Annotated in this window: 23 protein-coding genes; 12 read left to right on the forward strand and 11 right to left on the reverse strand. The window is 34.7% G+C overall.

Features of this window, described 5'->3' with window-relative positions:
* Positions 1-795, forward strand: a complete 795-nt coding sequence (locus U8526_RS10860; RefSeq protein ID WP_334341982.1) for a Cof-type HAD-IIB family hydrolase — start codon at positions 1-3, stop codon at positions 793-795.
* A 225-nt stretch (positions 796-1,020) separates the two neighbouring features.
* Here U8526_RS10860 and U8526_RS10865 read toward each other — a convergent pair whose 3' ends face one another.
* Positions 1,021-1,629 (reverse strand): sugar O-acetyltransferase, encoded by a 609-nt coding sequence (locus U8526_RS10865; protein WP_334341983.1) that lies wholly within the window; start codon positions 1,627-1,629, stop codon positions 1,021-1,023.
* 98 nt (positions 1,630-1,727) lie between these two features.
* On the reverse strand, positions 1,728-2,297 hold the full coding sequence (locus tag U8526_RS10870; protein WP_334341984.1) for a cob(I)yrinic acid a,c-diamide adenosyltransferase: 570 nt from the start codon (positions 2,295-2,297) through the stop codon (positions 1,728-1,730).
* Positions 2,298-2,445: 148 nt separating this feature from the next.
* Between U8526_RS10870 and U8526_RS10875 the strand changes: the two genes are divergently transcribed.
* Positions 2,446-3,165 (forward strand): MIP/aquaporin family protein, encoded by a 720-nt coding sequence (locus U8526_RS10875; RefSeq protein ID WP_334341985.1) that lies wholly within the window; start codon positions 2,446-2,448, stop codon positions 3,163-3,165.
* Positions 3,166-3,396: 231 nt separating this feature from the next.
* Positions 3,397-4,230 (forward strand): aminoglycoside 6-adenylyltransferase, encoded by an 834-nt coding sequence (locus U8526_RS10880; protein WP_334341986.1) that lies wholly within the window; start codon positions 3,397-3,399, stop codon positions 4,228-4,230.
* A 243-nt stretch (positions 4,231-4,473) separates the two neighbouring features.
* On the opposite strand, the gene U8526_RS10885 is transcribed toward U8526_RS10880, so the two are convergent.
* Genes U8526_RS10885 through U8526_RS10895 form a run of 3 tightly spaced genes read right to left on the reverse strand, consistent with a single transcriptional unit; the run spans position 4,474 to position 7,593 of the window.
* Positions 4,474-5,145 (reverse strand): ECF transporter S component, encoded by a 672-nt coding sequence (locus tag U8526_RS10885; protein WP_334341987.1) that lies wholly within the window; start codon positions 5,143-5,145, stop codon positions 4,474-4,476.
* Positions 5,135-6,739 carry an ABC transporter ATP-binding protein gene (locus U8526_RS10890; RefSeq protein WP_334341988.1) on the reverse strand — a complete coding sequence of 535 codons (1,605 nt, stop codon included), beginning with the start codon at positions 6,737-6,739 and terminating at the stop codon, positions 5,135-5,137. Before U8526_RS10890 ends, U8526_RS10885 begins: the two co-directional genes overlap by 11 nt.
* Positions 6,673-7,593: an energy-coupling factor transporter transmembrane component T gene (locus U8526_RS10895; RefSeq protein ID WP_334341989.1), complete on the reverse strand. Its 921-nt coding sequence runs from the start codon at positions 7,591-7,593 to the stop codon at positions 6,673-6,675. Before U8526_RS10895 ends, U8526_RS10890 begins: the two co-directional genes overlap by 67 nt.
* Before the next feature lie 878 nt (positions 7,594-8,471).
* On the opposite strand from U8526_RS10895, the gene U8526_RS10900 reads away from it, so the two are divergent.
* The 3 genes from U8526_RS10900 (at position 8,472) to U8526_RS10910 (ending at position 10,046) form a co-directional block, all read left to right on the forward strand.
* Positions 8,472-8,603, forward strand: coding sequence for a hypothetical protein (locus tag U8526_RS10900; RefSeq protein WP_334341990.1), 132 nt, complete (start codon positions 8,472-8,474; stop codon positions 8,601-8,603).
* Positions 8,590-8,853, forward strand: coding sequence for a DUF4430 domain-containing protein (locus U8526_RS10905; protein ID WP_334341991.1), 264 nt, complete (start codon positions 8,590-8,592; stop codon positions 8,851-8,853). Before U8526_RS10900 ends, U8526_RS10905 begins: the two co-directional genes overlap by 14 nt.
* A 170-nt stretch (positions 8,854-9,023) precedes the next feature.
* Positions 9,024-10,046, forward strand: coding sequence for an SLAP domain-containing protein (locus tag U8526_RS10910; protein ID WP_334341992.1), 1,023 nt, complete (start codon positions 9,024-9,026; stop codon positions 10,044-10,046).
* Positions 10,047-10,082: 36 nt separating this feature from the next.
* On the opposite strand, the gene U8526_RS10915 is transcribed toward U8526_RS10910, so the two are convergent.
* Positions 10,083-10,919 (reverse strand): helix-turn-helix transcriptional regulator, encoded by an 837-nt coding sequence (locus U8526_RS10915; protein WP_334341993.1) that lies wholly within the window; start codon positions 10,917-10,919, stop codon positions 10,083-10,085.
* Positions 10,920-11,097: 178 nt separating this feature from the next.
* Here U8526_RS10915 and U8526_RS10920 point away from each other — a divergent pair, with 178 nt between their 5' ends.
* From U8526_RS10920 to U8526_RS10930, 3 genes are all read left to right on the forward strand, one after another.
* A complete protein-coding gene (locus U8526_RS10920) occupies positions 11,098-12,429 on the forward strand; it encodes a sensor histidine kinase (protein ID WP_334341994.1) in 1,332 nt (443 codons plus the stop codon).
* Positions 12,430-13,155: 726 nt separating this feature from the next.
* Complete coding sequence (locus U8526_RS10925) at positions 13,156-13,839, forward strand: GHKL domain-containing protein (protein ID WP_334341995.1); 684 nt, start codon at positions 13,156-13,158, stop codon at positions 13,837-13,839.
* Positions 13,839-14,600 carry a LytR/AlgR family response regulator transcription factor gene (locus tag U8526_RS10930; RefSeq protein ID WP_334341996.1) on the forward strand — a complete coding sequence of 254 codons (762 nt, stop codon included), beginning with the start codon at positions 13,839-13,841 and terminating at the stop codon, positions 14,598-14,600. Before U8526_RS10925 ends, U8526_RS10930 begins: the two co-directional genes overlap by 1 nt.
* A 33-nt stretch (positions 14,601-14,633) precedes the next feature.
* Here the strand turns inward: U8526_RS10930 and U8526_RS10935 are convergent, their stop codons facing one another.
* Both U8526_RS10935 and U8526_RS10940 read right to left on the reverse strand, forming a co-directional pair.
* On the reverse strand, positions 14,634-14,981 hold the full coding sequence (locus U8526_RS10935; RefSeq protein WP_334341997.1) for a hypothetical protein: 348 nt from the start codon (positions 14,979-14,981) through the stop codon (positions 14,634-14,636).
* A 147-nt stretch (positions 14,982-15,128) separates the two neighbouring features.
* Positions 15,129-16,493: an NCS2 family permease gene (locus U8526_RS10940; RefSeq protein ID WP_442886247.1), complete on the reverse strand. Its 1,365-nt coding sequence runs from the start codon at positions 16,491-16,493 to the stop codon at positions 15,129-15,131.
* A gap of 358 nt (positions 16,494-16,851) precedes the next feature.
* Between U8526_RS10940 and U8526_RS10945 the strand changes: the two genes are divergently transcribed.
* The 3 genes from U8526_RS10945 to U8526_RS10955 all read left to right on the forward strand — a co-directional run bounded on the left by U8526_RS10945 (position 16,852) and on the right by U8526_RS10955 (position 20,184).
* A complete protein-coding gene (locus U8526_RS10945) occupies positions 16,852-17,874 on the forward strand; it encodes an SLAP domain-containing protein (RefSeq protein ID WP_334341999.1) in 1,023 nt (340 codons plus the stop codon).
* Between the two features lie 167 nt (positions 17,875-18,041).
* On the forward strand, positions 18,042-18,416 hold the full coding sequence (locus tag U8526_RS10950) for a GNAT family N-acetyltransferase (protein WP_334342028.1): 375 nt from the start codon (positions 18,042-18,044) through the stop codon (positions 18,414-18,416).
* 103 nt (positions 18,417-18,519) lie between these two features.
* Positions 18,520-20,184 carry an ABC transporter ATP-binding protein gene (locus U8526_RS10955; protein ID WP_334342000.1) on the forward strand — a complete coding sequence of 555 codons (1,665 nt, stop codon included), beginning with the start codon at positions 18,520-18,522 and terminating at the stop codon, positions 20,182-20,184.
* Positions 20,185-20,229: 45 nt separating this feature from the next.
* On the opposite strand, the gene U8526_RS10960 is transcribed toward U8526_RS10955, so the two are convergent.
* The 3 genes from U8526_RS10960 to U8526_RS10970 all read right to left on the reverse strand — a co-directional run bounded on the left by U8526_RS10960 (position 20,230) and on the right by U8526_RS10970 (position 24,139).
* Positions 20,230-22,314 carry an ATP-dependent Clp protease ATP-binding subunit gene (locus U8526_RS10960; RefSeq protein WP_334342001.1) on the reverse strand — a complete coding sequence of 695 codons (2,085 nt, stop codon included), beginning with the start codon at positions 22,312-22,314 and terminating at the stop codon, positions 20,230-20,232.
* Between the two features lie 12 nt (positions 22,315-22,326).
* Positions 22,327-22,548 (reverse strand): transcriptional regulator, encoded by a 222-nt coding sequence (locus U8526_RS10965; RefSeq protein WP_334342002.1) that lies wholly within the window; start codon positions 22,546-22,548, stop codon positions 22,327-22,329.
* 151 nt (positions 22,549-22,699) lie between these two features.
* On the reverse strand, positions 22,700-24,139 hold the full coding sequence (locus tag U8526_RS10970) for a glycoside hydrolase family 1 protein (RefSeq protein WP_334342003.1): 1,440 nt from the start codon (positions 24,137-24,139) through the stop codon (positions 22,700-22,702).
* Positions 24,140-24,149 lie beyond the last annotated feature (10 nt).

Consider the following 24,149-nt stretch of genomic DNA (forward strand, 5'->3'; position numbering starts at 1 on the left):
ATGACCATTAAATTAGTTGCAACCGATATGGACGCTACCTTCTTGGATGACAGTAAACACTTTGACTCCAAGAGATTCGACAAAATTTATCAATATATGACTGAGCACAATATTTACTTTGTCTCGGCCAGTGGTAATCAATATTATCAACTTAAAAATTTTTTCAAAGATTATCCTAAGACGTTATTTGTAGCTGAAAATGGCGCTTTGGTTGGTGATCACGATGAAATTTTCCAAACTTGGCATTTCTCATCGACAGTATTTCACAAGATTCTCAGCGTTTTAGAAAATACTGATCATATTCAATATATTGCCTGTGGTCGCAAGTCTGCCTACATTCTCAAGAGTGCCACCGCGGAATTCTACAAGATTAGTAAATTTTATTTTCCACGTCTTACCCAAGTTGACAGTCTTGAGGATGTAGATGATGAAATCTTGAAATTCTCCGTCAACTGTCCTTTAGATGAAACTGAAGCCTATATGGAACACTTGGCTAATAATATTGGGAAAGATGTTTCGGTTGTCTCTAGTGGTCACGGCGATATCGACATCATTCAATCTGACGCTAATAAGGCTACTGGTTTGGAATATCTATCTAAAAAATTGAATATCAAACCAGAAGAAATGTGTGCTTTCGGTGATGGTGGCAATGACCTAGAAATGTTGCGCTATGTCGGACATGGTGTAGCAATGGAAAATGCTAGTCCTATCGTTCTAGAAACTGCTCCCTATCAGACAACTAACAACAATGATCAAGGCGTTTTGGAACATCTCGAATCGCTCTTTGAAGTATAAAATCATTTTTTCTTCACATTTAAATAAAATAAACGTCATATATTTTCAATAATTAATTCATAGGTCGGCGGTAAAGTATAAACATAATCAAATAACAAAACATTTGATTATCCTTCCCCCTATAGATAATGTATAACCCTTAACAATAAAAACTGTTTCTTACGGATTCAGTTCACACAAAAAGCTCAAAATCGCTTGCTGACGGTTTTGAGCTTTTTGCTTGTCCTAATTTTCAAAGTATCGTTGTTTCTCTAATTCCCAATACTTTTTATCCTCATCGTTGATTTTTCTCAATACTCGACAAGGATTTCCAACTGCTACCACATTATCCGGAATATCCTTTGTTACGACTGAACCTGACCCAATAACAACATTATTACCAATTTTGACATTGGGATTGATGACAACATTACCACCAACCCAGACGTTATCACCAATTTCAATTGGTTTGCCATATTCGTATCCTTCTGTTCTAATAACAGGATCAATGGGATGACCGGCCGTATAGACACCCACACGAGGTCCAAACATAACGTTATCGCCGATCTTTACGGGTGCGATGTCCAAAAGAATCAAATCGTAATTAGCATAGAAATTCTTACCAATCGTCGTGTTGCAGCCATAGTCTGTGTAAAACGGTGGTGTGATATATGGCTTCTCGCCTACTTCTTTGAATAAATCTTGTAAAATCTCAGTTCTGCGAGGCAATTGTTCTTCAGTACTTTGATTGAATTCTCTTAAAAGTTTTTTGGCTTTGGAAAAGTCCTTACGAAGTTCTGGGTCATGTGCAATATACAAATCACCGGCTAACATTTTTTCTTTTTGTGATCTCATTTTATCAAACCTCTATTTTTAAAATTATTACCCTTAGGATAACAATTTTTTGACAAAAAAATACCCAGATACAAAAGTAAATGGGTACAATTTTTATTCTATCTAAAAACCGGTTTGCTATTACGATATTGAATATCGTCTACTCCATCTAAAACGTTGCTGTATCTTGCTGCAGCAAAGAAATAATCGGATAAACGGTTGATAAACTTTAATACATAATCATTGATAGGTTCTTCTTGTAACAATGCCACAATTTCACGTTCGGCTCTTCTCGTCACGGTTCTTGCTAAATGTAAGTTAGAAGCTGTTTTGGATCCACCAGGTAAAATGAATTTTTGGATGGCTGGAACTTTGGCTGTATAATCGTCGATCTTCTTTTCTAACCAGTCAACTGCCTTATTATCTTCTGTAAAAATAAATTCGTGTTTCTCATCACTGGCAGAAATTGCCAAATCTGTTCCGCAATCAAACAATAGTTGCTGGATCTCTTGCAATTCATCCTTTAAAACTAGATTCTTTTCGGATAAGTTAGCAATCACTACCCCGACTAGAGAATTCAGTTCATCAATTGTTCCATATGATTCGATTCTTTGAGCTGATTTGTATAAAACATCATTGCCGATAATTCTGGTTTTACCTTTATCTCCGGTACGTGTGTAAATTTTCATATTTGAAATTCCTCGCTTAATAATTATTCTTCTTAACAACTATAACAAGAAATAATGTTAAAACGATGACTATTTTTAGCTTTCTTATCCTCATCTATGTATAATCAAAAGATGTAAACGATGTCATGATGAATGGGAGGTCAAATTTATGCATGATAGTTTAACATTACAATTACTTGGTGAATTTATCGGTACTTTAGTTCTTGTTCTCCTTGGTGACGGCGTTGTCGCAGCTGTTAGTTTGAAGAAGTCAAAGGCTGAAGGTTCCGGTTGGGTTGCCATCGCTATTGGTTGGGGTTTAGCTGTAACCTTGGGAATTTATTGTTCTGCTTTCCTTAGTCCAGCACATTTAAATCCCGCTGTAACTTTAGGAATGGCGATTGCCGGTGTTTTCAATTGGGGTTACGTTATCCCTTATATGATTGCTCAAATCTTAGGAGCCATCGTCGGTGCCGCAATTGTCTGGATCAATTATTATCCACATTGGCAAGAAACTAAAGATTCTAAAGCTATTTTAGGCGTTTTCGCCACAGGTCCAGCCATCAGAAATTACCCAATGAACTTTATCAGTGAATTCATTGGTACCTTCGTTTTAGTCTTTGCCCTACTCGCCTTTACTAGAGGTAAGTTTACACAAGGACTCAATCCAATCGTTGTCGGACTTTTGATCACTGCCATTGGATTCTCACTTGGTGGGACAACTGGTTATGCCATCAATCCGGCCAGAGATTTAGGACCAAGAATTGCACACCAAATTCTACCTATCGCTAATAAGGGGGATTCCGACTGGGGTTACAGTTGGGTTCCAATCCTTGGACCATTAGCAGGTGGAGCTATCGGTGCTTTAGCATACTTATTAATTCCATAATTAGATCAAATATTAAAAAGCAGCATCCATTTCAATTACACCTTCTCTAATAGAGAAAAATCGTAATTCTTCAATGGATACTGCTTTTTTGATTAACATTTACAGTAATAGTTTTAATTAATCTAGAACCGTATCTTTATTAAGTCCCCAGATTTAAAATTATAAGTAAATGACTAAATCTACACTTTACTTACCTATACTCTTAAACAGAACTAATAGGAGGAATTCAATATGATCAAAGCTGACCTCATCCATCTCAAAACTTACGCCCAAAACCACACTTTCATTACAGCCATGGGATTCGAAGGTTCCCTCAACAACCCACACATTCCTGCTGATGATTGGCAAGACATCGATGTCACCTACTTCACGACTGACGTTACTCAGTTTAACTTCAACGATTGGTGTCAGTCATTCGGCCACCCTGTCATGGTCCAGCATAATCATGATGATCTCTGGGGAACCGGACATATCTGGAATATCTACTTGGTCCAATTTGACGGTTACCGTCGTATTGACCTAAAAATTGCACCAGAAACGGATATTCCTGACTATCTTACATGTGACGTACTGAATATCTTGGTTTGGGACCGCAACCACGATTTGACTCCCCAACACCCAAGTGACCGCGACCACTTATTACCAATGCCTTTCGACGAACTATTCTCCGACTCGCTTAACGAGTTTTACTGGTGCCTAGGCAATGTTGTTAAAGCCCTAGCCCGTCAAAACCTGATTGCTGCTAACGAGATGAACAATCAACACGTTCGTCCAGAGTTACTGAAAAACCTAGCCTGGGTCGTTGGTGGCCAGCACCATGGTACCTATAATCCTGGAGCCAACTATCGGTACTTAGCCTCGGAGTTGCCCAGCGAGGTACAGCAGTCCCTAGCCGATTCCTACCAACAAGGCTCTCTAAAGGAAGCTCTTCAATCGGTTAACATCGAGATGGACCTGATGACTTGGTGTACGCCACTAAACATTAAAACATTTCACCTATCCCTTCCTGATTTTGTGCCAGAACGCCGAGCACAATTAATGGACTGGATTTCAAAACTTCAATAGTCGCTATTTTGTCCCTACAAACGGATCAAAACTAGTGATGACAGCTGGCACATTGGCTAACATATCTAAGATGGATAGTCGTCACCACACACCTAACATCTTAGCGTTCCAGTCACTAAATGGGGATTTTAATTCTTAAATAAAAACAACAGCTTCCATTGAGTATTCAAGACATGTAGATGTACTTGAATTTCTTAATAGAAGCTGTTTTCTATTTAGACTTAAAGTTGATCGATAAAAGCACTATTTTTCAAACAGATCATATTTTCTCTGATAGTTACCAAATAATTTGATCCAACGTTTACCAACCAATAATAACAAGACGGCGGTAAAGACGGCATGAACCACATCAAAATAAAAACTAGCTGCTAAAGAAGTTAAAATACTTTGCCAACTAATAGGATTTACAAAGCCAATAATGTAATAGATATCCATGATCCAACCCATGATAAATCCTGATAGAAAGCCCCAAACAACTAACTTCCAAGTAGCGACGTTTTTATTCAACATTAAACCTGAAACCAGACCTATCAAGCCCAAAGCAAACATTTGCCAGGGAGTCCAAGCACCTTGTCCAAAATACATATTTGAAGTCAAGGCAATGATTGTTCCCATTAAAAAACCAGTTTCCGGACCACTAACAATTGCTCCCAAAATTAAAATGAATAATTCTGGTTTGACCGCTGGAATCGCCGCAAAGATAATTCTTCCGACAACCGCCAAAGCACAAATAATAGCGATAAAGACAATTTCTCGTGAAGTATGTGGTGACTTCTCAAACTTCCAAAAATATATTCCTAAAGTTAAAATCAAAAATCCAAATGAAAATAGTAGATAATTTTTACTCGAAAAAACAGCCATTAAGATTAGTACTAAGACTGCCAAAACTAATAGTGAAATTGATTTACGATTCACGTTTCTTAATATCCTTCCATGATAAGGCTAGTGGGAAAGTTTCTCGCACTGCCTTATTTATTTCTGTCGTGTAGAAAAACTTATCCTTAAAAAAGACCGTTGGTGTTGCAAATTGACTGATCTTGCCATCAAACATCATCGCAATTTGATCAAAGAACCTCGCCGCAAATAACAAATCATGACTATTTACGAACACTGTGCCACCGTCTTTTTGAAATTGTTGCAACATCTTTCCTAATTCCAACTTCTTGTTAGGATCTAATCCCTTAGTCGGTTCATCCAAAAATAGGATTTGAGGATTCTTAATGAAACCTAACGCCAGAGCTAAGAATTCCTGTTGCCCACCACTGAGATCATAAGGACTAGTTTGTTCCAGACCTGTTAGAGAAAATTTTTCTAGCACCGCTTCAAGGTTCGTGTCACGCTTACTTTCTTGCAATTGGTAATTGATTTCTTCAGCTACCGTATCCTTCATAAACAATGTAGCTGGATTCTGTGGGAGAACAAACACTTTCTGATAGAAATCATCTTGCAGTTTTTTACCAGCAAACAAAATCTTACCTGACTGCGGCTTTAATTGACGAGTGATCGTCTTTAGTAGAGTCGTCTTCCCCATTCCATTAGGACCAATCACACAATAAGACTGCCCTTTTTTGAGCTCAAAACTGACATTATCAACAATCTGTGGGCCATTGAAATCAAAACGAAAATTTAATCGCTTGATCTCTAAAATATTTTCAGCGGAAGTGTCGACCTCAATCTTACGAGAACCGCAATTAAGCGATTCCCTATGTTGATTTATGAGAAGGCCGACATCTTTATTGCTCAGTGGTAATGGCTTCTCTGTGGGTAAATTTAGTTCTAGGATTAGACGATCGACCTGGGTCAAATAGTTTCTGAGTTTCGGATTTTGATAGATATCACGCAATCCTGTATCCACTGTTGCATCCTCAATCAATTTGCCGTTCTCCATGACTAGCAATCTATTAGCGTAACGGATTGCCCGATCAAGTTCGTGTTCCACCAACAATACTGTCATATTCAACTCTTCGTTGATTTTATGAACCATCTGCAACAATTTTTCAGCCGCAATTGGATCTAGCTGTGAAGTCGGTTCATCCAATAAAAGAACTTTAGGCTTTAAAATCAAGGCACTAGCCAAATTAACTAGCTGTTTTTGGCCACCAGAGAGGTGCTTCTCATTAAGATCGAGCAAGCTAATAATCCCTAAATAACTAGCTATTTCCGTGATTCGAAGTTGAATCTCATTTTGGTCGCAGCCTTGATTATCCAAGACAAATTTCAGCTCATCACGTGGTGTTTCCATAATCATCTGATTATCAACAAATTGAGAAACGTAAGCAAAACTATTGTTATCTCGTGACAGGTCAGTCACCAGTTCACCAGACAATACTTTCCCAACTGCAAGATCTGGCAACATTTGTTTTAACAAGGTACTTTTACCACTGCCAGTCTCACCGATCAACATGATGAAATCCCCTGTTTGCACGGAAAAATTCAAATTATTTAACGATATTTTTTGACTGTTGTTGTATCTGAAGCTGTAATCTTTGAAATGTAGAATTTCCACCATAAGTAATTTACCCCTCCAAATAAAACTGGCAATAATATTAAGAATACGTTTATCAAAAGTAAAATCAATTCCGAACTCGTAAAGCTTAATCGGACGTCAATTGAACCGAGATTGATGACTCCAATTTTGTTGATAGACATTACGATGTCAGCTACTAAGCCCAGAATTATTAATCCAGACAAAAGAAAATCAGAACCTCGATATTCCAATCTTCCGACACTTTTTTGACGATTATTGAAACCTCGTAATATCAAGGTATCAGAAACATTCATAAAACTAGCAACAGCTTTATTCAAGATCATTTCCATTAAATCCATCGTTGATTTCAGTTTAGACCGTTGTAATTCTTTTTGCGTCCGAAACTTTTTAATCGCTTTAGTTTCGTTATAGATTTGAATGATTCGAGGAATAAATTGAATTGTCAGAATAAAAATCAAGGCAACGTTTTTTAACAGACTCGACAATAACTCAAAAACTGTTTTAACTCGAATTAAGGCGTTATAAATGTAAAAAGCCCACAACAAATTCACAAAAGAGACTCCTAAAATAAATCCATTCAACAACGATTCCTGAGTGATTTGAAACGAATAAAAAATCCACAGAATACTTTTCCCACGTTGATTCAAAATCAGATTAAAAATAAACGTCACTATAAAGATTACGCAAGAAAATTTGAAATACGTTTTTATTTTTTCACGACTAACTAGATTAGCCATAAAAATCAGAGCCACTAAATTAATCAGAGAAATAATCGGATTGTTAAAGAGCAGTGAGATCAGAATAATACCAATCAAATAAACAAAAATGGTCACACTATTAGTTCTCTTCTGAAAATTCAAAATTAGTTTATTCATCTTCCCATGCTCCTTTCTTAATTTGAATCCAGTTCAAGTTCTAGCTGGTTGTAAACTGCCGTCCTCCGCAAAAATTGGAAATGCTGTTGGAACGCTATGGGCGCGATTTTGAACTAATTATTTTACACTTCGTGCAAAATAATTAGTTCAAAAGTCGGCCTTATTGTAATCGGCAAAGCCGATAACAATAATTTCATAGCTGAACGCATTTTCAATTTTTGCTCCGGACTAAACAGCACTTTGATTATTTAGTTCGAGAAGATGAAAAATAATGAGTTACGGCTATTTTTAATATGCGTTTTAACCAAATCTTTTAAGAACTGATAAATCACCAAGTATAATTTCACGGCTGAGACCAATCGGGCTTGTTGCTCCGGACTAGTGTCTTGTTCTGTTGTTTATGTATTTTTAAACTTTAAATAGTAAAATTACCTTCTATATAAAAGGTTCCTGTACACTCATATACCACAAATATTTAATAGACGTTATTCTCACTAATTAAATATGTTGGGAACTGAACAACACTTAAACATTAATCCCTTTATGAATAGAAACGGAAATATAGTCGGTAGTAGAAAATCTGTGGGCCCTAAGTGGTGAAATTCTACTTAGCTTGCGAAGCAAGGTTAGTAGAAGACCGGACTTGGAGATCCATGATTTTGCACGAAGTGTAAAATTATTAGCTTCAAGTCGTGTCCACCACGTTCCAGTGGCCCACAGATTTTCTACTACCGACGGGCATCCTTAACTAACATCAGTTGATATCGATCACAACCTAATATTCCTATTTTAACTTATTCACAAAAAAAATCTATTTGATTCATTTCGTTTTTGTTTTGTTATAATTGAACTCGTTGTACAAATTGAGGAGGAAAATCATGAAAAAAATAACAGCATTTCTACTGTCATTATTAATGCTACTAGGAGTATTCGCTCCAGCAGCTGCAACACCAGTTCAAGCTAAATCTACTAAGAAACATCAAAGTTACTTATACTTTGAAGAAAAATAAAAAACAGCTTGCTAAGAAAACTATCACATTGAAAAAGAATGCCACTGTTACTGATGGTCTAAAGAAAGGCTGGAAAGTAAATGATAAAGGCGGCTTTATCTCAGCTATCGACGGTCACAAACAAAATAACAAGAAAAAAATCTATTGGACATTCACTGTTAATGGTAAACAAGTTAACGTTTCTGCTGATAAAAAGAAATTACACAACAAAGATAAAGTTGTATTCAAATTATCAAAATATAATGGCTAATTATTAATCAAAATATGGGATGAGGATAAATCAAATATCTTCATCTCATATTTTTTTGCATAAAAAATACTTTATTAATTTAAGATTTTCTTAATAAGGATAATAATTCTCTTCTATTATATTAAATAGTGCTATTTTATACTTGTATAATATATACGGAGGAATTGATTATGAATAAAAAGAAAATCGTTTTAGCTTCCACTCTTGCTGTTTTACTAGCTCCATCCGTTCTTAATAATTTACCTGCCAATCACACCGTTCAAGCTGCTAACACTCAACTAATCGGAACTGTTAGACGAGGTGGTGCCGCCACTGTCGACGCTAATGGCAACTATGTCCGTGGAGGATATTTGGGGAATTTCACTTCATGGAGATTAGACCAAAGAATTACTATCGGTGGTAATCCTTACTACGAAGTCGCAACTAACCAATACGTTGATGCTACAGCGATGAACATCAGCAATGGTAACCAAGTACTTAATCCTGTTCAAAAAGAAGTTTCCTATGTTAATGCCGTTAAAACTATTACCGGTAGCAACGCCGTTGTCGTCAACGATAATGGATATAGCCTAGGAGTCACTCTTCCTAATGGAACTTCATGGAGAGTTGATCAATACAAAGTCATCAACGGTTACCCATACTATCGTGTCGCAACTAACGAATGGGTCAAAGCTTTAAACTTCACTTCAGATTATAATGGTACAAATAATACCACTACTAACACCAATACTAATGTTCTAAAAACCATTACACTGCGTACTAATTCAGTCATCTACAATGGTCAAGGTCAAAATACCGGCAAAACTTTACCAAGCAATAGTTCTTGGAAAGTATCTCAAGAAAAAAATATCAACGGTCATCAATACTATCAAGTCGCAACTAACGAATGGATTTTAGCAACTGAAGATAAGAACACTTCGGTCTTTAGCAATGGCGCTACAACTGGTACTTTAGCTAAAAATATCCAATTATATAACACCGCTTCAAACTCAATGACTAGATCTCTATCTGCCAATACTTCTTGGAAGATTTCAAACGTTGTAGAAAACAGTGCTGGCTACTACTTTGCTCAAGTTTCGAACAACGAATGGATTCCACTAGGTGGATCAGTTTTCAGTGACGGACTTTTGCAGCAAGAACTAGCTAATTCCGCTACTTACGAACCAAGTTTTGCCATCAGTCTTTTTAAGTAATAATTGTAAAAAAATAAGGCAGCCACTCGGCTGTCTTTATTTATGTTCAATTTTTTCTTGGAGCTTACGATTGTTTAATACGTCCGCACAGTAAAAAGCTCGATTCTTATATAACTGTTGTTTATCTTTATCATTACCCTCTTGATAAACTGAATAAAGATTATAATTCAATTCATCCATGAAATAAGATAAGTGATAATCATTTGCAAATTCCAAACCACGTTCAGAAATTTGCTTAGCTAAATCGAACCGTTTTATTTGTAGATAAGCTTTACCGACCATTTTAGCTAAGAAAATAACCTCTAAACCATTGGCGTTATTAACATTAAGATTCTCTTTTAATGAATTATTGATCAAATTAAGATAATAATCAGCTTCATCAAAATGTTCTTGACGATAATATATCTTGCCTTTGAACAAATATGACATCAAAGTATAAATATTATCATCATCTGACTTAGTTTCGCGTAAAACTTTATCGAAGTGGAATGAACTCAACTCAAAATTGCCAGCCTTAAACTTCACAACTCCAAGAATAAAATCATACTGTGCTCGATCCTTGGCTTTAAGCTTATCTTGAATTAAAGCCAATTTATCCTCAACCGAATCCAAATTATTCAAAAGGACATCCTTTTCAACATCATCCAAAATAAAAGTTTGTTCCGGCTTGGAATCACTAGAAAACTCACTAAAAACGTCATTCAACGAGAGATCCAAGCGCTGACAAATCTTTATTAAGACATCCATTTGCGGTGTCATATTATGCTTTTCCATTTTGCTAATAGTATTTTGATTACACAAACCATTAGCCAAGTCACTTTGAGTTAGATTCAAACTACGTCGTTTATCATAAATTACTGATCCTAAAAACAAGTCTCTACCTCACTAATCATTATTACAAGTTAGTATAATTGTACCATTGGAAATTATATTTTACCTTTTAACGTAATTTCTTAATGAAGAATTTATATATGCTATACTACATTGTTTGGTTATTTTTCCGTTTTAAAAACTAATACATATACTTGAAAAGTTAGATAGGAAAATTACATTGGAAAAAGTTACACTACTTTCTTGGCTAATTATTGATTTCTCAAACACATTATTATTTTATATATCATTATTCTTATTGATACCAAGTGCAAGAAACAAAAGAAATATAATACTCTCATTAATATTTAGCATATTTTTTACTCTTATTGATTTCTATTTTGAAAATGCAGCGATTTTTCCACTCATTTTGACATATTGGCTATTATTCATTAAAACCAAGCCTAAAATAACACCACTAATAAAAACCGTTTCTTTAATATTGTTATTTCTTCTAAGTACCATTGGTCAAGGAATCGCCAGTTATCTTGTAATTGAAGTTTTTAAATTTAACCTTAGTAGTTACTCTTATAACACATTATTCGCAACCATTTTATTAACATTGATAAATTACTCAATAACCATATCGGCAATATTTATAATAAAGTATCTACTTAATTTCAAAATCGTTGTAGCTACTATTTACAATAAAACCGTAATCAAAATAATCCTTTTATCAGTTATCATAATGACTATTTCTCATTTATCTTTAACCTTAATATCTAAATACGAATTTAATCAATTAACGTATTTAAAGACCACACTGTTAATTGACTTAGTATCAGCAATATTCATAATAACGGGAAGTATCATGCTAATAATGGGCTATATGAAAGAGTTGAAATCCAATTACGAAAGTAAAAGTTTAGTTGAAAGAAATTTATACATTAAAGAACTAGAACGAAGTAATACTGAATTAAGAAGATTCAAACATGATTATAAAAACCTTCTAGCGTCATTATCCGTATCTATAAAATCAGATAGCAGAGATACCGATTCCATTCAAACATTGTTAGATTACGCTGATAGCAATATTGATTTAACTTCAAATATAGAAAATACCAATTTATATCATCTTAAAGATGACCTAGTTAAAGGAATTATTATTACAAAGTTGGCAATAGCTAAGGATAAAAATATTGAAACTAATTTTGAAATTGATCAAAACGTTCACATCCCAAAATACTTGTCCGTTGAAATAACTCGTATTTTAGGAATCCTTTTTGATAATGCAATTGAAGCTTCATTGCTAGTAGAACATCCCAAAATAGAGTTTGCTCTTGTTTCATTTGATGGCTATTTAGAATTCATCATAAAGAATAATATTAAATCAACTAAAAAAATCAATTTAGATCAAATTTCTAAAATTGGCTATACAACTAAAAGCGGACACAATGGTTTGGGGCTCTCAACAGTCAATAAAATTATCCACGCTAATACCAACCTGCTTTTACAGACTAAAATTGCAAAAAATTACTTTTCAACAATTTTAACTGTATTGCAGAATAAGTAATATTATTCAATCTCAATGTAAAGGAGGGAACATTCAACTTTTTTAATAAAACAAAAAAAGTTGAATTAAAAGATTAAATTGGAAAAGTTTATCGAGTCTTCTTGGATCCTTTTGGATTCCTCTAACACATTGCTAGTATACATAGTAGTATTCTTGCTACTTCCAAATATAAAAAGTAAAAGAAATATTACTTTTTCTCTTATATTCACCGTCTTATTCACATATATTGATCTCTATATTCCAACTGCATCAATGTTCTTAATTCTCTTAACATACTGGCTCTTATTTGTAAAAATCAGACCTAAAACAAACTTATCAGTAAAATTCATCGTATTAATATTAGACATACTAATAACAACACTGACGCAAGGAATTGCCAGTTATTTCGTAATCAAAGTGTTTAATTTTCGATTTGATAACTATTCTTACAATACTTTACTGGCAACTTTCCTACTGATACTAATTAATTATTTACTGACCATAGCAGTAATTTGTACCATTAAACACTTGCTTAAATCAGATGCACTTGCAAATGCCATTCATAACAAAATGGCAATTAGATTAACCCTTTTATCTATTGCCATAATAACTATTTCATATGTGTCCTTAGTTTTAATTACTAAACATAATTTCAATCAATTAACATACTTAGAAGCAACATTAACAATCAGTCTAGTATCAGCTCTGTTTATAATAATCGGAAGCATCATGTTAATAGTAGGATATATGAAAGAATTAAAATCCAACTATGAGAACAGGCACCTAAAAGAAAGAAACTTATATATCAAGGAACTTGAACGGAACAATACTGAACTGAGACGTTTCAAACATGACTATAAAAATCTGCTTTCCTCATTATCAGTTTCATTAAATTCCAACAATCAAGACAATGATTCTATTCAAAGACTACTTGATTATGCTGACAATAATGTTGATATGACTTCAAATATCGAAAGTGCTAACTTATATCACCTTAATGATGACTTAATTAAGGGAATTATTGTTACTAAATTAGTAGCCGCCAAAAATAAGCACATCGAAACTAACATTGAAGTTGATCAAGATATATTTATTCCTAAAACCTTATCTGTTGAGATAACCCGCATTCTAGGAATTTTATTTGATAATGCTATTGAAGCATCCATACTAGTAAATCATCCCCAAATTAATTTTGCTCTTGTTTCGTTCGATAATTATTTAGAGTTCATCATTAAAAATAACGTTGCCCCATCTGAAAAAATTAATTTGGATCAAATCTACAAAACTGGTTATACTTCAAAAAAAAATCACAACGGTTTGGGCCTATCGACCGTCAATAAAATCATTCACTCTAACAGTAATCTACTTTTACAAACTAAAGTTGAAGATGGTTACTTTTCAACAATCCTAACTATATTGGAAGATAAATAATGCTACTTAATATAATAATCTGTGAAGACAATAGAACTCTTAGAATGTACTATCAACTAATAATCAAAGATTACATCAAATCTCATCCTGACGTAGACATGAAAATCATTCTATCAACAGGTAATCCAAATGACATAAATATCTATTTAGATAACAACTCAAATGAAATTAAATTTTTCCTATTGGATATTGAGTTTCCTGACTCGAAGGTACGCGGTATCGATTTAGCTACTAAAATCAGAAAAAATGATTTAAACGCAAAGATTGTTTTCATTACTACCCACGAAGAATTAATGCCGATGATATTTGAAAGAAAGGTTGAACCTCTGGATTATATTGCCAAAGAAACAGGAATCAATGCTATTAAAGAAAAGATATATACTGACTTAGATATTACTGTTGAACGACTAGTAAGACCACAAAATACACGTTTGAAAGAATTCAAATTTCAAATCGGCCCGAAACAATATGCTTTTGATATTGATCAAATTAATTATTTCGAATCATTAGAAAGAACAACAAATGTATTTTTACATGCGGTTAATCAAAATATTGAATTTCCTGACACACTAAAATCCATCTCAAATAGAGTTCCTTATTTCTATCGGGCACATAAGAGTTTATTAATTAACCCCAATAATATTCAATCCATCAATAAATCCGAACGAAAAATTTATTTCAAAGACGGATCTTCTTGTGATATATCTAGAAGAAAGCTAGTTGATTTCTCTAAAGAACATTCTGAATTAATTGGAAAATAAAAGCGGAGCATCCTTCATTACGAAGTGCTTCGCTTATTTACTGTACTTAACAGCACTTCCATATCTAAGTGGAATAAAACCATAACGACTATATCTGTCCAAAACTTTAGAATCTATTCTCTTTAATTGTGGAAAGATAAAGTTATAAATATCCCCATATTCCTTAGGCAAACCAGATATACGATCCTTTAATTTCAAAGAAAGGTCTGCCTGCAACAATTCAGCTCTCAAATCAAGCATGATTTTTATACAATCCTTACCGTTGTGTAAATCCTTAGAAAATTGTAAAAGTTTTATTCTAAAAGTATTAAATTTTAGATCTCGCACATCCTTATAGGCTTTTTCAACCAAATCTATAAGTTCTTCACGTTTTTCTTCCATATTATCTTCTATCCCCTCCTTATTCCAATATAATACTTTTCCTTCCTAAATTAGGTAGAGTATCCTGAACCCCGAATATTGATATCTTGATTCAAAAAAATAGTCCAATTGCTTCTATATAATATAGAAACAGTTGGACTATTAAATTTAAGCTAAACTAGCTTTTGGCAAAATGTTAATAATGTATAGCAAGATAACGAAGACAACGAACAATCCATACATAATTGGATTAATTTCTTTTCTCTTACCTGCTGCTAACATTGTAATTGGATAAACTAGGAATCCGAAAGCAATTCCGTATGAAATATTATATGTTAGTGGCATCCCAACAATTGTTAAGAATGCTGGTAGCGCAATTTCAAATCTATCCCATTGAATTCCACGCATTGATTGTGCCATCAAAGTACCGACGATGATCAGTACTGGTGCTGTAACGTTACTTGTTACGACTGACAACAATGGTGAGAAGAACATTGATAATGCAAATAATACTCCGACCGTGATTGATGTTAACCCAGTTCTACCACCCACGGCGATACCGGCTGACGATTCAACATATGCTGTTGGAGGAGTTGTACCAAAGACAGCCCCACTGACCATTGAAATGGAATCAGCCATCAAAGCGTGACCAATTCTTGGCATTTTACCGTCTTTATCTTGCATAACGTCAACTTGTTCAGCTAGTCCGATTAAAGTACCAGCTGTATCAAAGAAAGCTACTAATAGGAAGATAATAACGACTGCCCACAATTGAGGCTCTTTGATATCAACGATGTGCGCTACACCAACACCAAAAGTTGGCTTCAAACTTGGTATTCCTGAAATGATATGTGCTGGTGCTGGAATCAATTTTGTTACCAAACCGGCAACTGTTGTGAAGACCATTCCGATAAAAATTGATCCTGGAACTTTACGTGCCATTAAAATTGCTGTAACTAATAATCCGGCGATTGTTAATAATGTAGTTGGGTTAGTAAATGATCCGATTGCAACAAGTGAATCTTTACTTGCTGTGATCAAACCTCCACCTTGCAAACCAACGAAGGCGATGAAGATACCTAATCCGGAGGCAACCGCCAATTTCAAATCCTTAGGAATTGCGTTGATAACCACTTCACGAATTTTCATCAATGAAAGTACTAAGAAAATCAAACTGGCAACGAATACCCCTGCCATCGCTGTTTGCCAAGGAATACCCATCGCAATAACGACTGAATAACTGAAGAAGGCATTATCACCTAAACCTGGGGCAATGGCGATTGGATAATTAGCCAAAATTCCCATCAAAACTGATCCAACTACGGCAGTTAGTGCAGTAGCTGTGAATAGTGCTCCTTTGTTCATCCCTGAGTCTCCCAAAACTTGAGGATTAACAAACAAAATATAAGCCATAGAAACAAAAGTTGTTAAACCAGCTAAAAGTTCACGTCTAACATTTGTCTTGGCTTCTTCTAAGTGAAACAAGCGCTCAACTAAGCTCAAGTTTCCCCTATTATCTAATGAATTCAATATAATTCGCCCCTTGTAAAATAATAAACTTTTGAGAACTCATATAGTATTACAGATTTTAAACGGTTTTTCAAGCTAAATAAAAACTTTTATATGTATTTTCATCAAAATTGTTCGTATTGAGTAATAATTTTATTTATTTTAACTCAAAAATGTTAATTAATGGATGATTTATCTTAATATTGCTAGCAAAAATGCGTAGTTTATATTAGTGAACTATTTAAGACATAACCTCATTTCATATACGTCTTTTACCGAACTATTAAGTTTTTCTTAAAGCGCCTTTTTTAGCGCGTTAAAAAATCCTAATAGTAGTAGTTTGTAATTGAACAATACATTACTTATAGGGAGAATCATTATTATGAATAAGAAAAAAATTGTTTTAGCCTCTACTCTTGCTATTTTGCTTGCTCCAGCTGCTTTAAATACACTTCCAACCACACAAATCGTTCACGCTGATGCACAATTAGTCGGTACTATCAGACACGGTGGTGCTGTCGCTGTCGATGCTAGTGGTCACTTTATTAACGGTGCTGCTTTTGGTAATTACACTTCATGGAAATTGGGACAAAGAATTACTATCGGGGGTAATCCTTACTACGAAGTAGCAACTAACCAATATATCTCTGCCAGTGCCATGGACATCACTCAAAATGGTAAACTACTCAACCCAATCAGCAGTGAAATCTCTTATGTCAACCGTATTGAAACTGTTGGTGCTAAGGGAGCCACTGTTGTTGACAATAATGGTAATTCTCTAGGTGTAACTTTGCCTGCCGGATCATCTTGGAAAGTCGATCAAACAAAATTCATCAACACATACCCATACTACCGTGTTGCAACTAATGAATGGGTCAAAGCTCTAGACTTCAGTGCTGAAACTAATAATGATAGTCATACCGTTGTAATACCATCTACTCCAACTGCTCACCAACCAATTACCTTACGCACTAATGCCACTCTTTACAATGGAAATGGTGTTAGCCTTGGAACAACTCTACCAAAAGGTTCTTCATGGAAAGTAGCTCAAGAAAAAACTATCAACGGACATCAATACTACCAAGTAGCAACTAACGAATGGGTACTAGCTACTGAAGATAAGAATACTTCTATCTTTAATAACGGTGCAGCCACAGTTACTCTTACCAAAGCTGTTCAACTTTACGATACTTCAAGTAACTCAATGACTAGAACACTTCCAGCTGGATCATCTTGGAAAGTTAATGCTTCTGTTGAAAATAGTGCTGGTTACTTCTTCGCCAAAGTTTCAAACAACGAATGGATTCCACTTGGTAGCTCAATCTTTACCGATAATATTCTACAACAAGAACTAGCCAACTCATCTGCATATGAACCATACTTTGCTGGTAACTTATTTAAGTAATTGTAAAATTAAATAATCGTATTATAATAATCATCAAATAATCGAAATGAGATGATTGAAGTGACAAAACGTCGTAATTAATCTATCACGCCAGACTTTTAATAAAAGGATGATTTATAACGATAGATTACACATTTCAAAAACCAGATTTTATCGATTCTAAACAAATTCTCGACCTTTACCAAAGTGTCGATTGGTTAGCTTATGTTCAACAACCACAGACAACAATTGAAGCACTCAATAATTCTGTTGTCCTTTGGGCTGTTGATAACCAAAGACTAGTCGGTTTATGTCGTGGAATCACCGATAGCAAAACTGTCCTCTACGTTCAGGATATTTTGGTCGACCCCACTTACCAAGGTCAACATATCGGTACGGAGCTAGTTAATAAATTTTTGAAGAAACATCAGAATGTTGGACAAACAATATTGATCACTGATCCTGAAGACAAGACTCTGGCCTTTTATCAATCACTAGGCTTTCAGGAAGTTAAACCATCTGGATATGGTCGAGCTTTCGTCATGGATCGTCGATTCAATTAACAAAAACGTCTCCTTAAACGGAGGCGTTTTTTATTTTCCTTCTAAAAATAATTATTAGAGTTATAATTAAATTAAAATATTTATAATTTTAGGGGAACTATTAATGTTATTATCAAAATTTTTCAGGATGGCTAAATCTAAATCCATATTATTGCTGCTTCTAATTCCATTTGCATCAGCCATAGAAATTTCTATCTCATATCTTCTGCAATTAATCACCGATACTGCCACTGGCAAGGGATCTCTATCCTACATCAATTTAGTTTTTCTCGTTATTTTCTATATTGTGATTGATGCCTTGGTCTACTTTGGTTCATCTTATCTGGGACAAACGACTTTAAACGACATTCTCAGTGCCATTAAAAATAAACTGCTTTCGGCAATGTTCCAACAAAATACCGGTGTCGGACATGACATGAAAAAAGTTACCACTGATTATTACAACGATTTCACCTCCACTACCGATATTTTGCGTTCAGATTATCTTCAAGGCAGCATCAATTGTTATAAACAGATCTGTCAATTTCTTATTGCAATAGTTCTTTCACTGATGATTAAGCCCGCTTTGAGTTTTGCCATCATTTTGCTCTGCCTTCCAGGATTGTTCTTACCTTTCTATCGACAAAAAACTTTGAAAAAAAATAAGCATCAATTAATCACCATATCTGAAAAATACACCGGTCGTCTGCAAGACATCACCAATGGACTACGTACTATTCAACTGTTCAATCTTCAAAAGACACTTACCGATATTTTTAGCCGTCAAAATAGTGAATTACTGAAAAGTCAGAATAAGGATCAATTGACCCGTAAACAAATCGGCGGCATCAGCCAGTTACTCGATAATTTCTTATATCTAGGAACTTGGGTCGTTGGTATTTATTTTGTACTGCAAAAGTCGATCACCCTAGGACAATTAGTGGCCTTTTCCCAACTGATGATCTTCATCTCTGAGCCAATCCAATCCGCATCTGGTTTAATCGGTGACGTCTTAGGCGGTAAAGAAGCCGCTCAAAAAATTAATTCTAAAATTAATTTCACCACTGAAAGAATCAATTACTTATCACTTCCAAAATTGAAATCACTCGATTACGCTAAAGTTTATTTCAAGGATCACCAAAAAAACATTCTGAATAACATTTCTCTAAATTTCGATTCAACTAAACATTATTTATTAGTTGGCAAGAGTGGTAGTGGCAAATCAACTTTAATCAATCTACCTCTGGGCCATACTACTTTTGAAGGTGAAATTTTTCTGAATGATCATTCATTGAATCACTACAATCTAGCCGACATTTTGAATCAAATCAACTTGTTAGAACAAGATAGTTACCTGTTCAATGACAGTTTAAAAAATAACCTAACGTTATATTCCAAGCAGTTTTCGGACAAAGAATTGATCAACACACTTAACATCGTTGGTCTAGAAAAATACGCATCAGTTACTGGTCTATCCTCACACAATAACAATTTTTCCGGTGGCGAAAAGCGCCGTATCACCTTGGGCAGATTATTATTGCGAAACGCTAACTTCAAAATTTTAGATGAACCTTTAACGGGCTTAGATCCCAAAACAGCACACGATATAAGTAAAATTCTTACCAATCTACATTCCGGTTGGATCACTGTCACCCACCAATTTGACGAGCAATTATTTGAACAAGCCGATGAAATCATCATTCTTGATAACGGCGAAGTAAAAGTTCAAGGTGGTTTAAATGATTTCGGTGTTCATTCTTGGTTGAAAAAATTGAATTTAATTGGTTAAACAAAAAATCGTTACGGAATTTAAATTCCGTAACGATTTTCTTAATTATTTAGCTTCAGAAATTTTAATAGTTCCATCAACCAAGTCAGCTTGCAAATTCTTCACATCAAGATGATCAAGATAGAATTCAGCAACTTTATCTCTAATCTGTTGTTCGATAACTCGACGTAATGGTCTTGCACCCATAGCTTCATCGTATCCTTCGTCGATCAACCATTCCTTAGCTTCAGGAGTAATCTTCAAAGTGATATTCTTCTTAGCTAAGTTAGCGTTCACGTCATCAATCATTAGATCAACGATTTGGTTCAAGTCTTCTTTGGATAGATGAGTAAATTCAACGATACCATTGAATCTATTCAAGAATTCTGGTTTGAAGTATGGTGCTAATTTATCCATTAACTTCTTATCTTTATCAGTATTATCACTGAATCCAGCATTAGAAGTTGCGATGATAATCGTATTCTTGAAGTCCACGACGTTACCTTGGCCATCAGTTAAACGACCATCATCCATTACTTGCAAAAGCAATGTTAAAACTTGTGGATTAGCTTTTTCAATTTCATCTAACAATACGATGGAATATGGATTACGACGTACTTTTTCAGTCAAAGTATTGCCGTTATCTTCATAACCTACGTAACCAGCGGATGTACCAATCAACTTAGATACGGCAGTTAAATCAGAATACTCACTCATATCCAAACGAACGATGGCATTCTTATTACCAAACATATCTTTAGCCAACTGTTTTACTAATTCCGTCTTACCAACGCCAGTAGGTCCAACGAATAAGAAACTACCAATTGGACGATTACCATCATCAAAACCAGCACGGTTACGACGAATGGCACGTACGACCATATCTACCGCTTCATTTTGTCCAATGACTTTACTCTTTAATCTCTTACCCATTCCCTTTAAACGTTCAATATCATTAGCGCCCATTTGGGAAACCGGTACACCAGTCAATCTTTGAACTGATTCCGCAATATCATTGACCTTAGCTACTGGTTCATCAGGATTTTCGTCACCTTTATTGAGCTTAGCTTGTAAATCTTCAATTTGTTTCTTCAAACTAGCAGCTTTCTCATAATCTTCTTTTTGAGCCGCTGCTTCCTTATCCTTTTCAGCCTGTTTCAAGGATTTTTCTAAGCTTACTTTGTCGGTAACCGGATTTCTAGCTGCTAAATGGGCAGCAGTCATATCAATCAGATCAATTGCCTTATCGGGTAAAGATCTTTGTGGAATATATTGAACCGAATAATCAACGGCAGCCTTTAAAACTTCATCTGGTAATTTGACATGATGATGATTTTCGTAGGCTTTACGTAGTCCCTTCAAAATAGCCAATGTGACTTCTTTACTTGGTTCGTCAATTGTTACATCGTTGAATCTTCTAGCTAGAGCAGCGTCTTTCATGATCGTATTACGATACTCGTCTTGAGTAGTGGCACCGATAATTGAAATTTCGCCACGACTTAAAGCTGGCTTGATAATATCGGCTAAACCTTTACTTCCCGAGTCAGAACCTGAAGATCCAGCACCAATGATTTGATGAATTTCATCGAAGAATAAAACTACGTTACCTGCTTTTTTCACTTCTTTGAGCAAGTTTTGAATATTTTCTTCAAATGACCCACGATACTGTGTTCCAGCTTCAAGAGACGATAGATCAATTGAAATGATCTGTTTATCCTTGATAGCTTCAGGTACGTCACCCTTCACAATTGCTTGTGCTAATCCTTCAACTACCGCAGTCTTACCAACACCTGCATCACCAACTAAAATTGGATTGTTCTTAGTTCTACGACTCAAAACTTCTGCTGTTTCTTGAATCTCTTTATCACGGCCGATAACCGGATCAAGAAGTCCTTGTTGAGCTTCTTTAGTTAAATTACGGCCTAACTTTTCTAAAATGGTACCTTTTTTGTTTTTACTATTATCACTAATTGGAATATTTTGTCCTACAGTTCTTGCTTCTTGATATTTTGCTAATTCTTCTGGAGTCAACTCTTGACCATTCACGTAGTACTTTGCCTGTGAATTGCCATTTTGTTGATTCATCAATCTCTTAAATATTTCGTCCATATTATCGTTAAATGGATCGTCGTCCCAAAATGATCTTGCCATATAAAAGCCTCCTCACTTCAGATAATGCAACTCCAATTCACGCAGAACTCTCCACATTTGCGTATCCTGCGCTTTGGCAATTGCCTCTATGTCACGCAAATTGAGCGATGTGGCGGAAGATTGTTTTTTATTAAAGGATTTATGCAAAGTCGTATAACCATACCCACTCTTCTTCGAAATTACATAAATTGTTAAGTCATTGTCTTCTAAGTACGATTTGATATCTATTTGCATATCTCCTAACCTCCACAACTACATTATAGCACGTTTGTGATATATCACAAATGTAAAGTACCACAAATGTGATATATTTTTCAACAAAAAGAGCATCTATTAAAAGTATTATGCAATACACACAATATTTCTAATAGATGCTACTCTACCTTTAATACATATTTTTTCCATTGCTTTTAATTACATTTTGATACCAAAAATATGAATCTTTTTTAAGACGATTGAATGTTCCCTTACCATTATCTTGTTTATCAATATAAACTAATCCATAACGTTTACTCATCTCTCCTGTTGAAGCACTTACCAAATCAATAAAGCTCCAACTTGTATAACCTATCAAATCAACACCATCATCAACTGCTTCACGCATAGCTTTAATATGTGAACGCAAATAATCAATTCGATAGGTATCATGGATCTTCCCATCTTCCGTTACCTTATCAATAGCACCAAGCCCATTTTCAACTACCATTATAGGAATTTGATATCTTGAATAGATTTGATTTAACGAATAACGTAAGCCATCTGGATCTAACTGCCATCCCCAGTCACTAGCCTTTAAATAAGGATTACTCATGCCATCGATAAAATTACCAGCTGATGTATCAACATCTTTTTGAAGCCCAGCGCACATACTCATGTAATAACTTAATGAATAAAAATCAACAGTACCATCTTTTAGAATTTCTTCATCCTTAGGTGTTATATTCAATTTTATATTGTTATCATTCCAATATTTCTTAGCAAAGTATGGATAACTACCTTTCACCTGAACATCAGAAACATACCAATCTAGAATATTCATTTGCTTTTCAGCCTCTAAAACATCTTTAGGATCTGAAGTATACGGATAGTACGGAATAAAGGCCACCATATTTCCCATTTTAAATTGAGGATACTTATTGTGGGCCAAAATAACGACCTTAGCACTGGCTACTAATTGATGATGTAGCGCTTGCAATCTAGTTTGCATATCACAATGATAATCAAAAACCGTACCACGATATCCTTGTAATAACCCCAATGAAATTAATGGTCCAGCCACTGTTGTACTATTGTTAATTTCATTAAAAGTTAGCCAATATTTAACTTTATTTTGATAACGATCAAATATGGATTCGCAATAATTTACAAAATAATCAATAGTTCTCCGACTTGCCCATCCATTCAATTCTTTAACTAATCCATAAGGTATTTCAAAATGGGAAATAGTTACAATTGGTTCAATTTTGTATTTTATTAATTCATCTAGAACTTTATCATAAAATTTCAAACCTTCTTCATTAGGCTTACCTTCCATACCAGTAGGAAAAATTCTTGTCCAATTAATTGAGAATCTAAAAGCCTTTAATCCTTCTTCAGCAGCCAATTTAATATCTTCTTTGTAATGATGATAAAAATCAACCCCATCATGACTCGGATAATACTTATCATTTTCAACTTTTTCCGTAAATATTCGGGGATCTTTTTGTGAACCACTTGTAAACATGTCAGCGGTTGATGGACCTTTCCCATTAATATCCCATGCGCCTTCAACTTGATTTGCGGCTATTGCACTTCCCCATAAAAAATTCTTCTTAAATCCAGACATAATTTTCTCC

This window comes from Companilactobacillus sp. HBUAS56275 (assembly GCF_036913655.1).
GTDB lineage: Bacteria > Bacillota > Bacilli > Lactobacillales > Lactobacillaceae > Companilactobacillus > Companilactobacillus pullicola.